This is a genomic window from Pseudomonas sp. TH15 (assembly GCF_016651105.1).
Taxonomy (GTDB): Bacteria; Pseudomonadota; Gammaproteobacteria; order Pseudomonadales; family Pseudomonadaceae; genus Aquipseudomonas.
Genome location: NZ_JAEKEL010000001.1, coordinates 306204 through 322832, shown reverse-complemented (window position 1 = coordinate 322832; position 16629 = coordinate 306204). Strand labels below are relative to the sequence as shown.

Below are 16629 nucleotides of genomic sequence, written 5' to 3'. Positions count from 1 at the left end.
CCTTGAAAGACCTACTGAATTTGCTGAAAAACCAGGGTCAAGTCGAAGAGTTCGACGCCATCCGTATTGGATTGGCATCGCCTGAGATGATCCGTTCGTGGTCGTTCGGTGAAGTTAAAAAGCCGGAAACCATCAACTACCGTACGTTCAAACCTGAGCGTGACGGCCTGTTCTGCGCCAAGATCTTTGGCCCGGTAAAGGATTACGAGTGCCTGTGCGGTAAGTACAAGCGCTTGAAGCACCGTGGTGTGATCTGCGAAAAGTGCGGCGTTGAAGTCGCGCTGGCAAAAGTTCGTCGTGAGCGCATGGCGCACATCGAACTGGCCTCGCCAGTTGCCCACATCTGGTTCCTGAAATCGCTGCCGTCGCGTATCGGCTTGCTGATGGACATGACCCTGCGTGATATCGAACGCGTTCTCTACTTCGAGAGCTATGTCGTTATCGATCCAGGCATGACCACCCTTGAAAAAGGTCAGCTGCTGAACGACGAGCAGTACTTCGAAGCGCTGGAAGAGTTTGGCGACGATTTCGATGCCCGCATGGGTGCCGAAGCTGTCCGTGAACTGCTGCACGCTATCGATCTGGAACACGAGATTGGCCGTCTGCGTGAAGAAATTCCGCAAACCAACTCCGAAACCAAAATCAAGAAGCTGTCCAAGCGTCTGAAGTTGATGGAAGCCTTCCAGGGTTCCGGCAACCTTCCAGAATGGATGGTGCTGACCGTTCTGCCGGTTCTGCCGCCAGATCTGCGTCCACTGGTCCCGCTGGATGGCGGTCGCTTCGCGACTTCCGACCTCAACGATCTGTATCGTCGAGTGATCAACCGTAACAACCGCTTGAAGCGTCTGCTCGATCTGTCCGCTCCGGACATCATCGTGCGTAACGAAAAGCGTATGTTGCAGGAAGCCGTCGATGCGCTGCTCGACAACGGTCGTCGTGGCCGCGCTATCACTGGTTCCAACAAGCGTCCTCTGAAATCCCTGGCTGACATGATCAAGGGTAAGCAAGGTCGTTTCCGTCAGAACTTGCTCGGTAAGCGTGTTGACTACTCCGGTCGTTCGGTAATTACCGTAGGTCCGACCCTGCGTCTGCACCAGTGCGGTCTGCCGAAGAAAATGGCTCTCGAGCTGTTCAAGCCGTTCATTTTCGGCAAGCTGGAAATGCGTGGTCTCGCTACCACCATCAAAGCTGCCAAGAAGATGGTTGAGCGCGAGCTGCCGGAAGTTTGGGACGTTCTCGCTGAAGTGATCCGTGAACACCCGGTTCTCCTCAACCGTGCACCGACCCTTCACCGTCTGGGTATCCAGGCGTTTGAACCAGTACTGATCGAAGGTAAAGCTATCCAGCTGCACCCGTTGGTCTGTGCTGCGTACAACGCCGACTTCGACGGCGACCAAATGGCCGTGCACGTACCGCTGACACTGGAAGCCCAGTTGGAAGCGCGTGCGTTGATGATGTCGACCAACAACATTCTGTCGCCAGCCAACGGTGAGCCAATCATCGTTCCGTCGCAGGACGTTGTATTGGGTCTGTACTACATGACTCGTGAAGCGATCAACGCCAAGGGCGAAGGTCGTGTGTTCGCGGATCTGCAAGAAGTTGACCGTGTGTTCCGTGCCGGCGAAGCCGCACTGCACGCTAAAGTCAAAGTGCGGATCAACGAAACCGTTAACGATCGTGATGGCGGCAGCGTCAAGAACACCCGTATCGTCGACACCACTGTCGGCCGTGCGTTGTTGTTCCAGGTTGTTCCACCTGGCCTGTCGTACGATGTCGTCAACCAGCCGATGAAGAAAAAGGCGATCTCCAAGCTGATCAACCAGTGCTACCGCGTGGTTGGTTTGAAAGAGACCGTGATCTTCGCTGACCAGTTGATGTACACCGGTTTTGCCTATTCGACCATTTCCGGCGTTTCCATCGGCGTTAACGACTTCGTTATCCCGGATGAAAAAGCCCGCATCATCAGTGCTGCCACTGATGAAGTGAAAGAGATCGAAAGTCAGTACGCCTCCGGCCTGGTAACCCAGGGCGAGAAGTACAACAAAGTGATCGACCTTTGGTCCAAGGCGAACGACGAAGTTTCCAAGGCGATGATGGCCAACCTCTCGAAAGAGAAAGTCATCGACCGTCATGGCGTCGAAGTCGACCAAGAATCTTTCAACTCGATGTACATGATGGCCGACTCGGGCGCACGGGGTTCTGCTGCGCAGATCCGTCAGCTCGCCGGTATGCGTGGCCTGATGGCCAAGCCGGACGGTTCCATCATCGAAACGCCGATTACTGCGAACTTCCGTGAAGGTTTGAGCGTACTTCAGTACTTCATCTCCACTCACGGTGCTCGTAAAGGTTTGGCGGATACCGCGTTGAAAACTGCGAACTCCGGTTACCTGACTCGTCGTCTGGTAGACGTGGCGCAGGATCTGGTTGTGACCGAGATCGATTGCGGCACCGAACATGGCCTGGTAATGACTCCGCACATTGAAGGCGGTGACGTTGTTGAGCCGTTGGGTGAGCGCGTATTGGGTCGTGTTATTGCCCGTGACGTGTACAAGCCAGGTACCGAAGAAATCATCGTTCCTGCTGGTACTCTGGTAGACGAGAAGTGGGTCGAGTTCATCGAGCTGAACAGCATCGATGAAGTGATCGTGCGTTCGCCGATCAGCTGTGAAACCCGCTACGGCATTTGCGCCAAGTGCTACGGCCGTGATTTGGCTCGTGGTCACCAGGTGAACATCGGTGAAGCGGTCGGCGTTATCGCTGCCCAGTCCATCGGTGAGCCGGGTACCCAGCTGACCATGCGTACGTTCCACATCGGTGGTGCGGCAAGCCGGACCTCTGCTGCTGACAGCGTTCAGGTGAAGAATGGCGGTACCGTCCGTCTGCACAACCTGAAGCACGTTGAGCGAGTGGATGGTTGCCTGGTTGCTGTGTCCCGTTCCGGTGAGCTGGCAATCGCTGATGACTTCGGTCGTGAGCGCGAGCGTTACAAGCTGCCGTACGGTGCTGTGATTTCGGTTAAAGAAGGTGACAAGGTCGACGCTGGCGCAATCGTGGCCAAGTGGGATCCGCACACTCACCCAATCGTTACCGAAATGAAAGGTACCGTGACCTACGTGGGCATGGAAGAAGGCATCACGATCAAGCGTCAGACTGACGAATTGACCGGTATGACCAACATTGAAGTACTCGACGCCAAAGACCGTCCAGCTGCCGGTAAAGACATTCGTCCAGCCGTTAAGATGGTCGGTGTCGATGGCAAGGATCTGCTGCTGCCAGGTACCGACGTACCGGCCCAGTACTTCCTGCCGGCTAACGCCCTGGTTGGTGTAGCGGATGGTGTGCAGGTTGCGATCGGTGATGTTATCGCCCGTATCCCGCAAGAAACTTCGAAAACTCGCGACATCACCGGTGGTCTGCCGCGTGTTGCCGACTTGTTCGAAGCCCGTCGTCCGAAAGAGGCCTCGATTCTGGCTGAAGTCAGCGGCACCATCGCGTTCGGTAAAGAGACCAAAGGCAAGCGCCGTCTGGTCATTACCCCGAACGACGGTAGCGATCCGTACGAAGAGCTGATTCCGAAGTGGCGTCACCTGAACGTCTTCGAAGGCGAACAGGTAAACCGCGGCGAAGTTATCTCCGACGGCCCAAGCGATCCACACGACATCCTGCGACTGCTGGGTGTGAGTGCGTTGGCCAAGTACATCGTGAACGAGATCCAGGACGTTTATCGTCTGCAAGGCGTGAAGATCAACGATAAGCACATCGAGACCATCCTGCGTCAGATGCTGCGTAAAGTTGAAATCGCTGAATCCGGCGATTCCACTTTCATCAAGGGCGACCAGATGGAATTGACTCACGTTCTGGTAGAAAACGAGCGTCTGGCGGGCGACGAGAAATTCGTTTCCAAGTTCACTCGCGTGCTGTTGGGTATCACCAAGGCGTCGTTGTCCACCGAATCGTTCATCTCGGCGGCTTCCTTCCAGGAAACCACTCGCGTACTGACCGAGGCGGCGGTAACCGGCAAGCGCGATTACCTGCGCGGCCTGAAAGAAAACGTAGTCGTGGGTCGTCTGATCCCGGCGGGTACCGGTCTGGCTTATCACAGCGAGCGCAAGCGTCGCCGTGAAGCTGACAAACCGTTGCGCGTAAGCGCCAGTGAAGTGGAAGCTGCACTGACCGAAGCATTGAACTCGAGCGGTAACTGAGTTCTGTAGTAAATAAGCGTGGGGCCCCGGCCGCTCCGTTCATCGAATCGAGACAATTTGTCGAGGTTGGATGAGCGGAGAGGTCGGGGCCTTGCCTTGACTGGGGACAAGATCCTCTTTAGACTCTTGTACCCCTAAATTTGGCGGGAATTCGTTCCTGCCATTTTGCTTTTCTTGCAAGACAATAGCGTCGCAAGACAACAGTGGAGCTAGTAGATGGCAACTATCAACCAGCTGGTACGTCAGCCGCGTAAGCGTATCGTCGAGAAATCCGACGTGCCTGCGCTGCAGAACTGCCCGCAACGTCGTGGCGTATGCACCCGTGTGTATACCACCACGCCGAAAAAACCTAACTCGGCACTGCGTAAAGTATGCCGTGTGCGTCTGACCAACGGTTTCGAGGTTTCCTCGTACATCGGCGGTGAAGGCCACAACCTGCAAGAGCACAGCGTGGTACTGATCCGCGGCGGTCGTGTAAAAGACTTGCCAGGTGTTCGTTACCACACCGTACGCGGTTCTTTGGATACTTCCGGCGTTAAAGGTCGTAACCAGGGTCGTTCGAAGTACGGTACCAAGAAGCCTAAGTAGTAGCGGCTTTTTGTAAAAACTGATTTTCTATTTTTCTGAGTCGATAAGAGTAAGGTCGGAGGCGTCCCGAAAGGGGACCGATTCCGAGCGAACCTGAAGACCGTTTGAGGGCTTATCCATGCCAAGAAGACGCGTAGCAGCCAAGCGCGAAGTGCTTGACGATCCAAAATACGGAAGCCAAATCCTGGCCAAGTTCATGAACCACGTTATGGAAAGCGGCAAGAAAGCCGTTGCCGAACGTATCGTTTATGGCGCGCTGGAAAAGGTTAAAGAACGCAAGAACAGCGATCCCCTGGAAATCTTCGAGAAAGCTCTCGACGCCATCGCTCCGCTGGTCGAAGTGAAGTCGCGCCGTGTAGGCGGTGCTACTTACCAGGTTCCGGTCGAAGTTCGCCCGTCCCGTCGTAACGCCCTGGCAATGCGCTGGTTGGTAGACTTCGCCCGCAAGCGCGGCGAGAAGTCTATGGCTCTGCGTTTGGCTGGCGAGCTGTTGGATGCTGCTGAAGGTAAAGGTGCTGCAGTTAAGAAGCGTGAAGACGTGCACCGTATGGCTGAAGCCAACAAGGCTTTCTCGCACTACCGCTTCTAATTTTAGCGTCACTAATTTTGCGAGGGCTTTATGGCTCGTACTACACCGATTAACCGCTACCGTAACATTGGTATCGTTGCTCACGTGGATGCTGGTAAAACCACCACCACCGAGCGCGTCCTTTTTTACACTGGCAAAAGCCACAAGATGGGCGAGGTGCATGACGGCGCCGCGACCACCGACTGGATGGTGCAGGAGCAGGAGCGTGGTATTACCATTACTTCTGCTGCTATTACCACCTTCTGGCAGGGTTCCGAGAAGCAGTACGCTGATAAGTACCGCTTCAACGTCATCGATACCCCGGGCCACGTTGACTTCACTATTGAAGTTGAGCGTTCCCTGCGCGTACTCGACGGCGCTGTCGTTGTGTTCTGCGGCACTTCGGGTGTTGAGCCTCAGTCGGAAACCGTATGGCGTCAAGCCAACAAGTACGGCGTTCCACGTCTTGTTTACGTTAACAAGATGGACCGTGCTGGTGCGAACTTCCTGCGCGTGATCGGTCAGATCAAGCAGCGTCTGGGTCACACCCCGGTGCCAATCCAGTTGGCAATCGGTTCCGAAGACAACTTCCAGGGTCAGATCGATCTGATCAACATGGAAGCTGTTTACTGGAACGATGCTGACAAGGGCACTGTTCCACGTCGCGAAGCTATTCCTGCAGAGCTGCTGGAATTGGCTGAAGAGTGGCGTGACAACATGGTTCAGGCTGCAGCCGAAGCCAGCGAAGAGCTGATGGACAAGTACCTGGAGGGTGAGGAAATCACCATCCCGGAAATCAAGGCCGCTCTGCGTCAGCGTACCATCGCTGGTGAGATCGTCTTGGCTGTCTGCGGTTCTTCCTTCAAGAACAAGGGTGTTCCCCTGGTTCTCGACGCTGTTATCGACTTCCTGCCGGCCCCAGTCGACATTCCTGCCATCAAGGGTACTGACCCGGATGACGAGACTATCGAATTGGAGCGTCATGCAGACGACAGCGAGCCGTTCTCGGCTCTGGCGTTCAAGATCGCTACTGACCCATTCGTGGGTACTTTGACCTTCGTTCGAGTTTACTCGGGCGTGTTGAGCTCCGGCGACGGCGTGATCAACTCGGTTAAAGGCAAGAAAGAGCGCGTGGGTCGTATGGTGCAAATGCACGCAAACGCCCGTGAAGAAATCAAGGAAGTGCGCGCTGGCGACATCGCGGCCTTGATCGGCATGAAGGACGTCACCACAGGTGAAACTTTGTGCACCGCTGACAAGCCAATCATTCTGGTCCGTATGGACTTCCCGGAGCCGGTTATCTCGGTTGCCGTTGAGCCTAAGACCAAGGATGACCAGGAAAAAATGGGTATCGCTCTGGGCAAGCTTGCTCAGGAAGATCCATCTTTCCGCGTTAAGACTGATGAAGAGACTGGTCAAACGATCATCTCCGGCATGGGCGAGTTGCACCTGGACATCCTGGTTGACCGGATGCGCCGTGAGTTCAACGTCGAAGCCAACATCGGTAAGCCTCAGGTTTCCTATCGTGAGCGCATCACGAAGAACTGCGAAATCGAAGGTAAGTTCGTTCGTCAATCCGGCGGTCGTGGCCAGTTCGGTCACTGCTGGATTCGTTTTGCTCCTGCTGACGAAGGTCAGGAAGGTCTGCAATTCGTGAACGAAGTAGTGGGTGGTGTGGTTCCTAAGGAATACATCCCGGCTATCCAGAAGGGTATCGAAGAGCAGATGAAGAACGGTGTTGTTGCCGGCTATCCGCTGATCGGCCTGAAGGCTACCGTTTTTGATGGTTCTTACCACGACGTCGACTCCAACGAGATGGCGTTCAAGGTGGCTGCTTCCATGGCGACCAAGCAACTGGCCCAGAAGGGCGGTGGTGAGTTGCTTGAGCCGATCATGGCGGTAGAGGTTGTTACGCCTGAAGACTATATGGGTGACGTGATGGGCGACCTTAACCGTCGTCGCGGCATGATCCTGGGTATGGAAGATACGGTTTCCGGCAAAGTGATTCGTGCCGAGGTTCCGTTGGGTGAGATGTTCGGTTATGCGACCGACGTCCGTTCCATGTCCCAAGGTCGCGCAAGCTACTCTATGGAATTCAAAAAATACAATACAGCTCCGTCGCATATCGTCGAAACTGTTACCAAAAAACAAGGCTGATTCAGCCCTTTAGGCAAGGAGTTAATTGTCGTGGCTAAAGAAAAATTTGTACGTGATCTCCCGCACGTTAACGTTGGCACCATCGGTCACGTTGACCACGGTAAAACCACGCTGACTGCTGCTCTGACTCGCGTCTGCTCCGAAGTTTTCGGTTCGGCCGTTGTTGCTTTCGATAAAATCGACAGCGCACCGGAAGAAAAGGCTCGTGGTATCACCATCAACACCGCACACGTTGAATACAACTCGTTGATCCGTCACTACGCTCACGTTGACTGCCCAGGTCACGCTGACTATGTGAAGAACATGATCACCGGTGCTGCTCAGATGGACGGCGCTATTCTGGTTTGCTCGGCCGCTGATGGTCCGATGCCGCAAACTCGTGAGCACATCCTGTTGTCCCGTCAGGTTGGCGTTCCGTACATCGTTGTCTTCCTGAACAAGGCTGACATGGTTGACGACGCTGAGCTGCTGGAACTGGTTGAGATGGAAGTGCGCGATCTGCTGAGCACTTACGACTTCCCGGGCGACGACACTCCGATCATCATCGGTTCGGCTCTGATGGCTCTGAACGGCCAAGACGACAACGAAATGGGCACCACTGCCGTTCGTAAACTGGTTGAGACTCTGGACAGCTACATCCCAGATCCAGTTCGTGTTATCGACAAGCCGTTCCTGATGCCAATCGAAGACGTATTCTCGATCTCCGGTCGCGGTACTGTTGTAACTGGCCGTATCGAGCGCGGTATCGTCAAGGTTCAGGATTCGCTGGAAATCGTTGGCCTGCGTGACACTGTTGTCACCACCTGCACCGGTGTTGAAATGTTCCGTAAGCTGCTCGACGAAGGTCGTGCTGGCGAGAACTGCGGCGTGCTGCTGCGCGGCACCAAGCGTGACGACGTTGAGCGTGGCCAGGTTCTGGTCAAGCCAGGTTCGGTTAAGCCGCACACTACCTTCGAAGCTGAAGTGTACGTGTTGAGCAAAGAAGAAGGCGGTCGCCACACTCCGTTCTTCAAAGGCTACCGTCCACAGTTCTACTTCCGGACCACTGACGTGACCGGTAACTGCGAACTGCCGGAAGGCGTTGAAATGGTAATGCCAGGCGACAACATCAAAATGGTTGTCACCCTGATCAAAACCATCGCAATGGAAGATGGTCTGCGTTTCGCTATTCGTGAAGGCGGTCGTACCGTCGGTGCTGGCGTCGTAGCCAAAATCATCGCTTAATAAGTGATGACTTGAAAAAGCCCCCGCCTAGCGGGGGCTTTTTTATTGGGTTGACACTGTAGAAACCCGTCTATAGAATTGCGCCTCCTTTTAACGGGCGTATTGCGCTCGCTGGGAATAGCAGCCGGAGTCTGAAATCCAATGCAAAATCAGCAAATCCGTATCAGGTTGAAGGCTTTTGACCATCGCCTGATCGACCAATCCACCCAGGAAATCGTGGAAACCGCGAAACGTACTGGTGCTCAAGTGCGTGGTCCAATTCCACTGCCTACCCGTAAAGAGCGGTTCACCGTTCTGGTCTCCCCGCACGTCAACAAAGACGCGCGCGACCAGTACGAGATCCGTACTCATAAGCGCGTTCTGGACATCGTCCAGCCAACGGATAAAACCGTTGATGCTCTTATGAAGCTTGATCTTGCGGCCGGTGTGGAAGTGCAGATCAGCCTCGGCTAAGACTCGGTCTTAGTCGTGTAACGCTCTGAAATGGGCGGCCATAGCGGGTGAAAGCCCCGTACACTCATGAGGTTTACAACATGACTATTGGTGTAGTCGGTCGTAAATGCGGTATGACCCGTATTTTCACCGAAGAAGGTGTCTCCATTCCGGTCACGGTCATTGAGATCGAACCGAATCGCGTCACCCAGTTCAAAACTGAAGAGACCGATGGCTATCGTGCAGTGCAAGTCACTGTAGGCGAGCGTCGTGCTTCGCGTGTTACAGCTGCTCAAGCTGGCCACTTCGCTAAAGCGAACGTTGCCGCTGGTCGTACCGTAATGGAATTCCGTCTTGAAGAAGGCGAGTACCAGGCCGGCGATCTGATCAACGCTGAAATCTTCGCCGCTGGTCAACTGGTTGATGTAACCGGTCAGTCCAAGGGTAAAGGCTTCCAGGGTACGATCAAGCGTTGGAACTTCCGCGGGCAAGATAATACCCACGGTAACTCCGTGTCCCACCGCGTTCCAGGCTCTATCGGCCAGTGCCAGACTCCTGGTCGTGTATTCAAGGGCAAAAAAATGTCCGGTCATATGGGCGCTGAGCGCGTGACCGTGCAGTCCCTGGAAGTAGTGCGCGTGGACGCTGAACGCAATCTGTTGTTGGTCAAGGGTGCTGTTCCTGGCGCTACTGGCGGCAACTTGGTTGTACGTCCAGCAGCCAAGGCTCGCGGTTAAGGGGAAGCTGACATGCAATTAAATGTAAATGACGCTCAAGCGATCGAAGTTTCCGAACTGACATTTGGCGGCGAATTCAACGAGACGCTGGTTCACCAAGCAGTCGTGGCCTACATGGCCGGCGGCCGTCAAGGTAGCAAGCAGCAAAAGACCCGTTCCGACGTTCGTGGTGGCGGTAAGCGCCCTTGGCGTCAGAAAGGTACTGGCCGTGCTCGTGCCGGTACTATCCGTAGCCCAATCTGGCGTGGCGGCGGTACCACTTTCGCAGCTCGTCCTCAGGATCACACCCAGAAGCTGAACAAGAAGATGTATCGCGCAGCAATGCGTTCCATCCTTGCTGAGCTGGTGCGTACTGATCGTCTGGTTGTGGTTCAGGACTTCGCTGTTGATGCACCGAAGACCAAAGATCTGCTGAACAAACTGACTGGCATGGGCCTGACTGACGTCTTGATCGTGTCTGAAGTGGTTGATCAGAACCTGTACCTGGCTGCTCGTAACCTGCCACACGTTGATGTACGTGACGTTCAAGGTTCCGATCCAGTTAGTCTGATCGCATACGACAAGGTGTTGATCACCGTGTCGGCCGTGAAGAAATTCGAGGAGCTGCTGGGATGAACCAGGAACGCGTATTTAAAGTTCTGCTTGGCCCGCACGTTTCCGAAAAGGCTACGGTTCTGGCTGACAAGAAAGGCCAGTTCGTTTTCAAGGTTGCAACTGACGCAACCAAGCTGGAAATCAAGAAGGCCGTCGAAAGCCTGTTCAGCGTGAAAGTAGAGCGTGTTACTACCCTGAATGTTCTGGGTAAGAGCAAGCGCACTGCTCGCGGTCTGGGCAAGCGTAATGACTGGAAGAAGGCAGTTATCTCCCTTCAGCCAGGCCAAGATCTCGATTTCAGCAGCAGTGCTGAGTAAGGAAGGGGTGCATCATGGCAATCGTTAAATGCAAACCGACTTCCCCTGGCCGCCGTTTTGTGGTCAAGGTGGTCAACCAGGAGCTGCATAAAGGCGCTCCTCACGCACCGCTGCTCGAGAAAAAATCGAAGACTGGTGGTCGTAACAACAATGGTCGTATTACCACTCGTCACATCGGTGGTGGCCATAAGCAGCATTATCGTCTGGTCGATTTCCGTCGCAACGACAAAGATGGCATTGTTGCCACTGTCGAGCGTATTGAATACGATCCAAACCGTACTGCTCACATCGCTCTGCTGCTGTACGCAGATGGCGAGCGTCGCTACATCATCGCCCCTAAAGGCGTGAGTGCTGGTGACCAGCTGATCGCAGGTGCTTTGGCGCCGATCAAGCCGGGCAACGCTCTGCAACTGCGTAACATTCCAGTTGGTAGCACCGTACACGGCATCGAATTGAAGCCAGGTAAAGGCGCGCAAATCGCTCGTTCCGCTGGTGCTTCGGCTCAGCTGATCGCTCGTGAAGGTGTCTACGTGACCCTGCGTCTGCGTTCTGGTGAGATGCGTAAAGTGCTGGCTGAATGCCGCGCGACCCTGGGTGAAGTCTCGAACTCCGAGCACAGCCTGCGTTCGCTGGGTAAAGCTGGTGCCAAACGCTGGCGTGGCGTTCGCCCAACCGTTCGTGGTGTTGCCATGAACCCGGTTGACCACCCACATGGTGGTGGTGAAGGTCGTACCTCTGGTGGTCGTCATCCGGTATCGCCATGGGGCTTCCCGACTAAGGGCGCGAAGACTCGTGGTAATAAGCGTACCGACAAAATGATCGTCCGTCGTCGCAAGTAAATAGAGGGATACGACAGTGCCACGTTCTCTGAAAAAAGGTCCTTTTATTGATCTTCACCTACTGAAGAAGATCGAAGTGGCGGCGGAAAAGAACGATCGCAAACCAGTGAAAACCTGGTCGCGCCGTTCCATGATCCTGCCACAAATGGTCGGTTTGACCATTGCTGTGCATAACGGTCGTCAACATGTTCCAGTTCTCGTGAACGAAGACATGGTCGGCCACAAACTAGGCGAGTTTGCCGGTACCCGCACATATCGTGGGCACGTGGCAGACAAGAAAGCCAAGCGTTAAGGGGTAAGGAACGATGGAAGTAGCCGCTAAGTTGTCGGGCGCTCGAATCTCCGCCCAGAAAGCCCGCTTGGTCGCCGACCAGATCCGCGGGAAGAAGGTGGGCGAAGCGCTCAACCTGTTGGCTTTCAGCAGTAAGAAAGCCGCCGAGATCATCAAGAAAGTGCTGGAGTCGGCCGTAGCCAACGCCGAGCACAACGAAGGCGCAGACGTTGATGACCTTAAAGTCAGCACCGTTTTCGTCAACGAAGGGCGTTCGCTGAAGCGAATCATGCCACGTGCCAAAGGCCGTGCTGATCGCATCGTCAAGCGGTCTTGCCATATCACTGTCAAGGTTGCTGACAAGTAACGGAGTCGAAGAGATGGGTCAGAAAGTACATCCCATTGGCATTCGCCTGGGAATCGTCAAGGAGCACACCTCCGTCTGGTACGCAGACGGTCGGACTTATGCGGACTATTTGTTCGCTGATCTGAAGGTGCGCGAGTATCTCCAAGACAAACTAAAAAGCGCGTCCGTAAGCCGTATCGATATCCATCGTCCGGCCCAAACTGCACGTATCACCATCCACACCGCTCGTCCAGGTATCGTTATCGGGAAGAAAGGTGAAGATGTTGAGAAGCTGCGTCAGGACCTGACCAAGCAAATGGGTGTGCCTGTGCACATCAATATCGAAGAAATCCGCAAGCCGGAACTCGACGGTATGTTGGTTGCGCAGAGCGTAGCTCAGCAGCTGGAGCGTCGCGTAATGTTCCGCCGCGCTATGAAGCGCGCTGTACAGAACGCCATGCGCATTGGTGCCAAAGGCATCAAAATCCAAGTGAGCGGTCGTCTCGGCGGTGCTGAAATCGCACGTACTGAATGGTATCGCGAAGGTCGTGTGCCACTGCACACCCTGCGTGCCGACATCGACTATGCCAACTACGAAGCTCACACCACTTATGGTGTGATCGGTGTAAAGGTTTGGATCTTCAAAGGCGAAGTAATTGGTGGTCGCCAAGAAGAACTGAAACCACAAGCACCAGCGCCTCGTAAAAAAGCTGCTAAGTAAGGGGTACGCCAAATGTTGCAACCAAAGCGTACGAAGTTCCGCAAGCAGATGACAGGCCACAACCGTGGCTTGGCTCAGCGCGGTAGCAAAGTCAGCTTCGGCGAATATGCGCTGAAGTCTGTAGCTCGTGGTCGTCTCACCGCTCGTCAGATCGAGTCAGCGCGTCGTGCACTGACCCGTCACGTTAAACGTGGCGGCAAGATCTGGATCCGTGTATTCCCGGACAAGCCTATCTCCAAAAAGCCCCTCGAAGTTCGGATGGGTAAAGGTAAGGGTAGTGTGGAGTACTGGGTTGCCCAGATTCAGCCAGGCAAAGTCCTGTATGAAATCGAGGGTGTTACTGAAGAGCTGGCGCGTGAGGCTTTTGCCCTGGCTGCTGCAAAGCTGCCGCTCGCCACCGCCTTTGTTAAACGGACGGTGATGTGATGAAAGCGAATGAACTTCGTGAAAAAGACGCGCCGCAGCTTAACGAGCAACTGCTCGGCCTGCTGCGCGACCAGTTCAATCTGCGCATGCAGAAAGCAACTGGCCAGTTGGGGCAGTCTCACCTGCTCCGGCAAGTTAAGCGTGACATCGCTCGCGTGAAGACTGTGCTCAAACAGCAGGCAGGTAAGTAATCATGGCTGAAGCCGAAAAAACCGTCCGTACGCTGACTGGCCGTGTTGTCAGCGACAAAATGGACAAGACCATCACCGTTCTGATCGAGCGTCGCGTAAAGCACCCGATCTACGGTAAATACGTTAAGCGTTCGACTAAGCTGCACGCGCACGACGAAACCAATCAGTGCCACATCGGCGACAAAGTCACTATTCGTGAAACTCGTCCGCTGGCCAAGACCAAGTCTTGGGCACTGGTTGATGTTCTCGAACGCGCTGTGGAAGTCTAAGGACTAGGGGTCGGAGAAATTATATGATTCAGACTCAATCCATGCTCGATGTGGCCGATAACAGCGGCGCTCGCCGCGTTATGTGCATCAAGGTGCTGGGTGGCTCCCATCGTCGTTACGCTGGTATCGGTGACATCATCAAAGTTACCGTGAAGGAAGCAATTCCTCGCGGTAAAGTGAAAAAAGGCCAAGTGATGACTGCTGTTGTAGTCCGCACTCGTCACGGCGTACGCCGTGCTGATGGCTCCATTATCCGCTTTGATGGCAACGCTGCTGTTCTTCTGAACAACAAGCAAGAGCCGATCGGCACCCGTATCTTTGGGCCAGTGACCCGTGAACTTCGTACTGAGAAGTTCATGAAGATCGTCTCGCTCGCCCCAGAAGTGCTGTAAGGAGATCCGACATGCAAAAGATTCGTCGTGACGACGAGATCATCGTGATCGCCGGCAAAGACAAAGGTAAGCGCGGTAAGGTGCTTAAGGTTCTCGCTAATAACCGTCTGGTTATTGGTGGTCTGAACCTGGTTAAGCGTCATACCAAGCCTAACCCGATGTCGGGCGTACAAGGCGGTATCGTCGAAAAAGAAGCTCCACTGGACGCTTCTAACGTCGCCATTTTCAACGGCGAAACCAACAAGGCTGATCGCGTTGGTTTCAAAGTAGAAGACGGCAAGAAAATTCGTGTCTTCAAGTCGACCCAAAAAGCGGTTGATGCTTGAACACTGCTAGGTAGAAGACCATGGCACGACTAAAAGAGATTTACTGGAAGGAAATCGCACCGAAGCTTAAGGAAGAACTTAAGCTTTCGAACGTGATGGAAGTTCCACGCGTTACAAAGATCACCCTGAACATGGGTCTGGGCGAAGCGGTCGGTGACAAAAAAGTCATCGAGCACGCTGTTGCCGATCTGGAAAAGATCACCGGTCAGAAAGTTGTTGTGACTTACGCTCGGAAATCCATCGCTGGCTTTAAAGTCCGTGAAGGTTGGCCGATCGGCGTCAAAGTGACCCTGCGCCGTGAGCGTATGTACGAGTTCCTGGATCGTCTGCTGTCGATCTCCCTGCCTCGGGTCCGCGACTTCCGCGGCCTGAATGCCAAGTCCTTTGATGGTCGTGGTAACTACAGCATGGGCGTTAAAGAGCAGATCATCTTCCCGGAAATCGACTACGACAAGATCGATGCTCTCCGCGGTCTGGACATTACCCTGACCACCACTGCCAAGAACGATGATGAAGGTCGCGCGCTGCTGCGTGCTTTCAAATTCCCGTTCCGCAACTGATTGGAGTAGGAAAATGGCCAAGATGAGCATGAAAAACCGCGAGCTGAAGCGTCAGCTCACGGTTGCCAAGTACGCCAAGAAGCGTGCAGCACTGAAAGCTATCATCGTTGATCTGAACGCAAGTCCAGAAGCGCGTTGGGAAGCTACAGTAGCTCTGCAGAAGCAGCCACGTGACGCAAGCGCTTCGCGCATGCGTAACCGCTGCCGCCTGACCGGTCGTCCACACGGCGTTTACCGCAAGTTCGGCCTCGGCCGTAACAAACTGCGTGAAGCTGCAATGCGTGGTGACGTACCTGGTCTGGTTAAAGCCAGCTGGTAAGCACTGTCAAAGTCTCGGTGTTCAGGATTGCAAGATCCTGACCATCGGTGACCTTGAACTTGAATCAAGCCCCTTTTGGGGCTTGATTCATTTGTGGGGTGTGTCTAGAATACCCGGCTCGCCTGAGCCCGTGCTTTTTACGTGCGGAGTTTCTCGGCGAAGGTAGTAGCCGCAAGGCTTATTTTTTTGTATTAGGAGCGTCTAGCCCATGAGTATGCAGGACCCGTTAGCGGACATGCTAACTCGAATCCGTAATGCCCAGATGGCTGAAAAGTCCGTCGTAAGCATGCCATCTTCTACTTTGAAGGTAGCTGTTGCCAAAGTCCTGAAGGACGAAGGTTACATTGCGGGTTATCAGATCAGCAGCGAAATCAAACCACTGCTGTCCATCGAGCTGAAGTACTTCGAAGGCCGTCCGGTCATCGAGGAAGTGAAGCGCGTTAGCCGTCCAGGCCTGCGTCAGTACAAGTCCGTCGATGATCTGCCAAAAGTTCGTGGCGGTCTCGGTGTGTCTATCGTCTCCACCAACAAAGGTGTGATGACGGATCGTGCTGCGCGCGCTGCCGGTGTCGGCGGCGAAGTTCTTTGCACTGTGTTCTAAGGGGGGATAAGCATGTCACGCGTCGCTAAGAACCCCGTTAAGCTGCCAGCCGGTGTCGAAGTCAAATTCGCAGGCCAACAGCTTTCGGTGAAGGGTGCCAAGGGCACTCTCGAACTGAACATCCATTCGTCCGTTGAGATCGTTGAAGAAGCTGGTGAGCTGCGTTTCGCTGCTCGCAATGGCGATCAACAAACTCGCGCAATGGCCGGTACCACTCGTGCGTTGGTAAACAACATGGTCCAAGGCGTAAGCCAAGGCTTCGAGCGCAAGCTCCAGCTGGTCGGTGTTGGTTACAAAGCGCAAGCAAAAGGCACAGTGCTGAACCTGGCTCTTGGCTTCTCGCACCCAGTGGATTACGAACTGCCGGAAGGCATCACCGCTGAGACTCCTAGCCAGACCGATATCCTGATTAAGGGCATCGATAAGCAGCTGGTAGGTCAAGTGGCCGCCGAGATCCGCGACTTCCGTCCACCAGAACCTTACAAAGGTAAAGGTGTGCGCTACGCGGACGAAGTCGTCCGTCGTAAAGAAGCCAAGAAGAAGTAGGGC

General features: G+C 54.5%; 22 protein-coding genes. All 22 read left to right on the top strand.

What is annotated here, in order from left to right; all coding sequences use genetic code 11:
• Positions 1-2: 2 nt before the first annotated feature.
• The 22 genes from rpoC to rplF all read left to right on the top strand — a co-directional run bounded on the left by rpoC (position 3) and on the right by rplF (position 16626).
• Entirely contained in the window at positions 3-4202 is a 4200-nt protein-coding gene (gene rpoC / locus JFT87_RS01550) for a DNA-directed RNA polymerase subunit beta' (protein ID WP_201190742.1), read from the top strand.
• A gap of 216 nt (positions 4203-4418) precedes the next feature.
• On the top strand, positions 4419-4790 hold the full coding sequence (gene rpsL, locus JFT87_RS01545; protein ID WP_002555494.1) for a 30S ribosomal protein S12: 372 nt from the start codon (positions 4419-4421) through the stop codon (positions 4788-4790).
• Positions 4791-4908: 118 nt separating this feature from the next.
• Entirely contained in the window at positions 4909-5379 is a 471-nt protein-coding gene (gene rpsG, locus JFT87_RS01540; RefSeq protein WP_002555493.1) for a 30S ribosomal protein S7, read from the top strand.
• Positions 5380-5409: 30 nt separating this feature from the next.
• Positions 5410-7515, top strand: a complete 2106-nt coding sequence (gene fusA, locus JFT87_RS01535; protein WP_201190744.1) for an elongation factor G — start codon at positions 5410-5412, stop codon at positions 7513-7515.
• A 30-nt stretch (positions 7516-7545) separates the two neighbouring features.
• Positions 7546-8739, top strand: a complete 1194-nt coding sequence (gene tuf, locus JFT87_RS01530; RefSeq protein ID WP_201190746.1) for an elongation factor Tu — start codon at positions 7546-7548, stop codon at positions 8737-8739.
• A gap of 141 nt (positions 8740-8880) precedes the next feature.
• Positions 8881-9192 (top strand): 30S ribosomal protein S10, encoded by a 312-nt coding sequence (gene rpsJ, locus JFT87_RS01525; RefSeq protein WP_003186070.1) that lies wholly within the window; start codon positions 8881-8883, stop codon positions 9190-9192.
• Positions 9193-9272: 80 nt separating this feature from the next.
• Complete coding sequence (gene rplC / locus JFT87_RS01520; protein ID WP_003186059.1) at positions 9273-9908, top strand: 50S ribosomal protein L3; 636 nt, start codon at positions 9273-9275, stop codon at positions 9906-9908.
• 12 nt (positions 9909-9920) lie between these two features.
• Positions 9921-10523 (top strand): 50S ribosomal protein L4, encoded by a 603-nt coding sequence (gene rplD, locus JFT87_RS01515; protein ID WP_007896707.1) that lies wholly within the window; start codon positions 9921-9923, stop codon positions 10521-10523.
• Positions 10520-10819 carry a 50S ribosomal protein L23 gene (gene rplW / locus JFT87_RS01510; RefSeq protein WP_002555488.1) on the top strand — a complete coding sequence of 100 codons (300 nt, stop codon included), beginning with the start codon at positions 10520-10522 and terminating at the stop codon, positions 10817-10819. The genes rplD and rplW overlap by 4 nt, the downstream gene beginning before the upstream one ends.
• A gap of 14 nt (positions 10820-10833) precedes the next feature.
• Positions 10834-11658, top strand: a complete 825-nt coding sequence (gene rplB / locus JFT87_RS01505; protein WP_201190748.1) for a 50S ribosomal protein L2 — start codon at positions 10834-10836, stop codon at positions 11656-11658.
• Between the two features lie 16 nt (positions 11659-11674).
• On the top strand, positions 11675-11950 hold the full coding sequence (gene rpsS / locus JFT87_RS01500) for a 30S ribosomal protein S19 (RefSeq protein ID WP_002555486.1): 276 nt from the start codon (positions 11675-11677) through the stop codon (positions 11948-11950).
• Positions 11951-11963: 13 nt separating this feature from the next.
• Entirely contained in the window at positions 11964-12296 is a 333-nt protein-coding gene (rplV, locus tag JFT87_RS01495) for a 50S ribosomal protein L22 (protein ID WP_003210077.1), read from the top strand.
• A 13-nt stretch (positions 12297-12309) separates the two neighbouring features.
• Positions 12310-12996, top strand: coding sequence for a 30S ribosomal protein S3 (gene rpsC, locus JFT87_RS01490; protein ID WP_003176422.1), 687 nt, complete (start codon positions 12310-12312; stop codon positions 12994-12996).
• Between the two features lie 12 nt (positions 12997-13008).
• The gene (gene rplP / locus JFT87_RS01485; RefSeq protein WP_045057467.1) at positions 13009-13422 is read left to right on the top strand and encodes a 50S ribosomal protein L16; all 414 of its coding nucleotides are present in this window, start codon (positions 13009-13011) and stop codon (positions 13420-13422) included.
• Complete coding sequence (rpmC, locus tag JFT87_RS01480; protein WP_008030901.1) at positions 13422-13613, top strand: 50S ribosomal protein L29; 192 nt, start codon at positions 13422-13424, stop codon at positions 13611-13613. The genes rplP and rpmC overlap by 1 nt, the downstream gene beginning before the upstream one ends.
• Before the next feature lie 2 nt (positions 13614-13615).
• On the top strand, positions 13616-13882 hold the full coding sequence (gene rpsQ, locus JFT87_RS01475) for a 30S ribosomal protein S17 (RefSeq protein ID WP_003176419.1): 267 nt from the start codon (positions 13616-13618) through the stop codon (positions 13880-13882).
• Between the two features lie 23 nt (positions 13883-13905).
• The gene (rplN, locus tag JFT87_RS01470) at positions 13906-14274 is read left to right on the top strand and encodes a 50S ribosomal protein L14 (protein WP_002555479.1); all 369 of its coding nucleotides are present in this window, start codon (positions 13906-13908) and stop codon (positions 14272-14274) included.
• 11 nt (positions 14275-14285) lie between these two features.
• The gene (gene rplX, locus JFT87_RS01465; RefSeq protein WP_003176416.1) at positions 14286-14600 is read left to right on the top strand and encodes a 50S ribosomal protein L24; all 315 of its coding nucleotides are present in this window, start codon (positions 14286-14288) and stop codon (positions 14598-14600) included.
• 20 nt (positions 14601-14620) lie between these two features.
• Positions 14621-15160, top strand: coding sequence for a 50S ribosomal protein L5 (gene rplE, locus JFT87_RS01460; RefSeq protein ID WP_003176415.1), 540 nt, complete (start codon positions 14621-14623; stop codon positions 15158-15160).
• Positions 15161-15173: 13 nt separating this feature from the next.
• Positions 15174-15479, top strand: coding sequence for a 30S ribosomal protein S14 (gene rpsN, locus JFT87_RS01455; protein ID WP_003176414.1), 306 nt, complete (start codon positions 15174-15176; stop codon positions 15477-15479).
• 208 nt (positions 15480-15687) lie between these two features.
• Positions 15688-16080 (top strand): 30S ribosomal protein S8, encoded by a 393-nt coding sequence (gene rpsH / locus JFT87_RS01450; protein WP_003186040.1) that lies wholly within the window; start codon positions 15688-15690, stop codon positions 16078-16080.
• Between the two features lie 12 nt (positions 16081-16092).
• Positions 16093-16626 (top strand): 50S ribosomal protein L6, encoded by a 534-nt coding sequence (rplF, locus tag JFT87_RS01445; RefSeq protein ID WP_003176412.1) that lies wholly within the window; start codon positions 16093-16095, stop codon positions 16624-16626.
• Positions 16627-16629 lie beyond the last annotated feature (3 nt).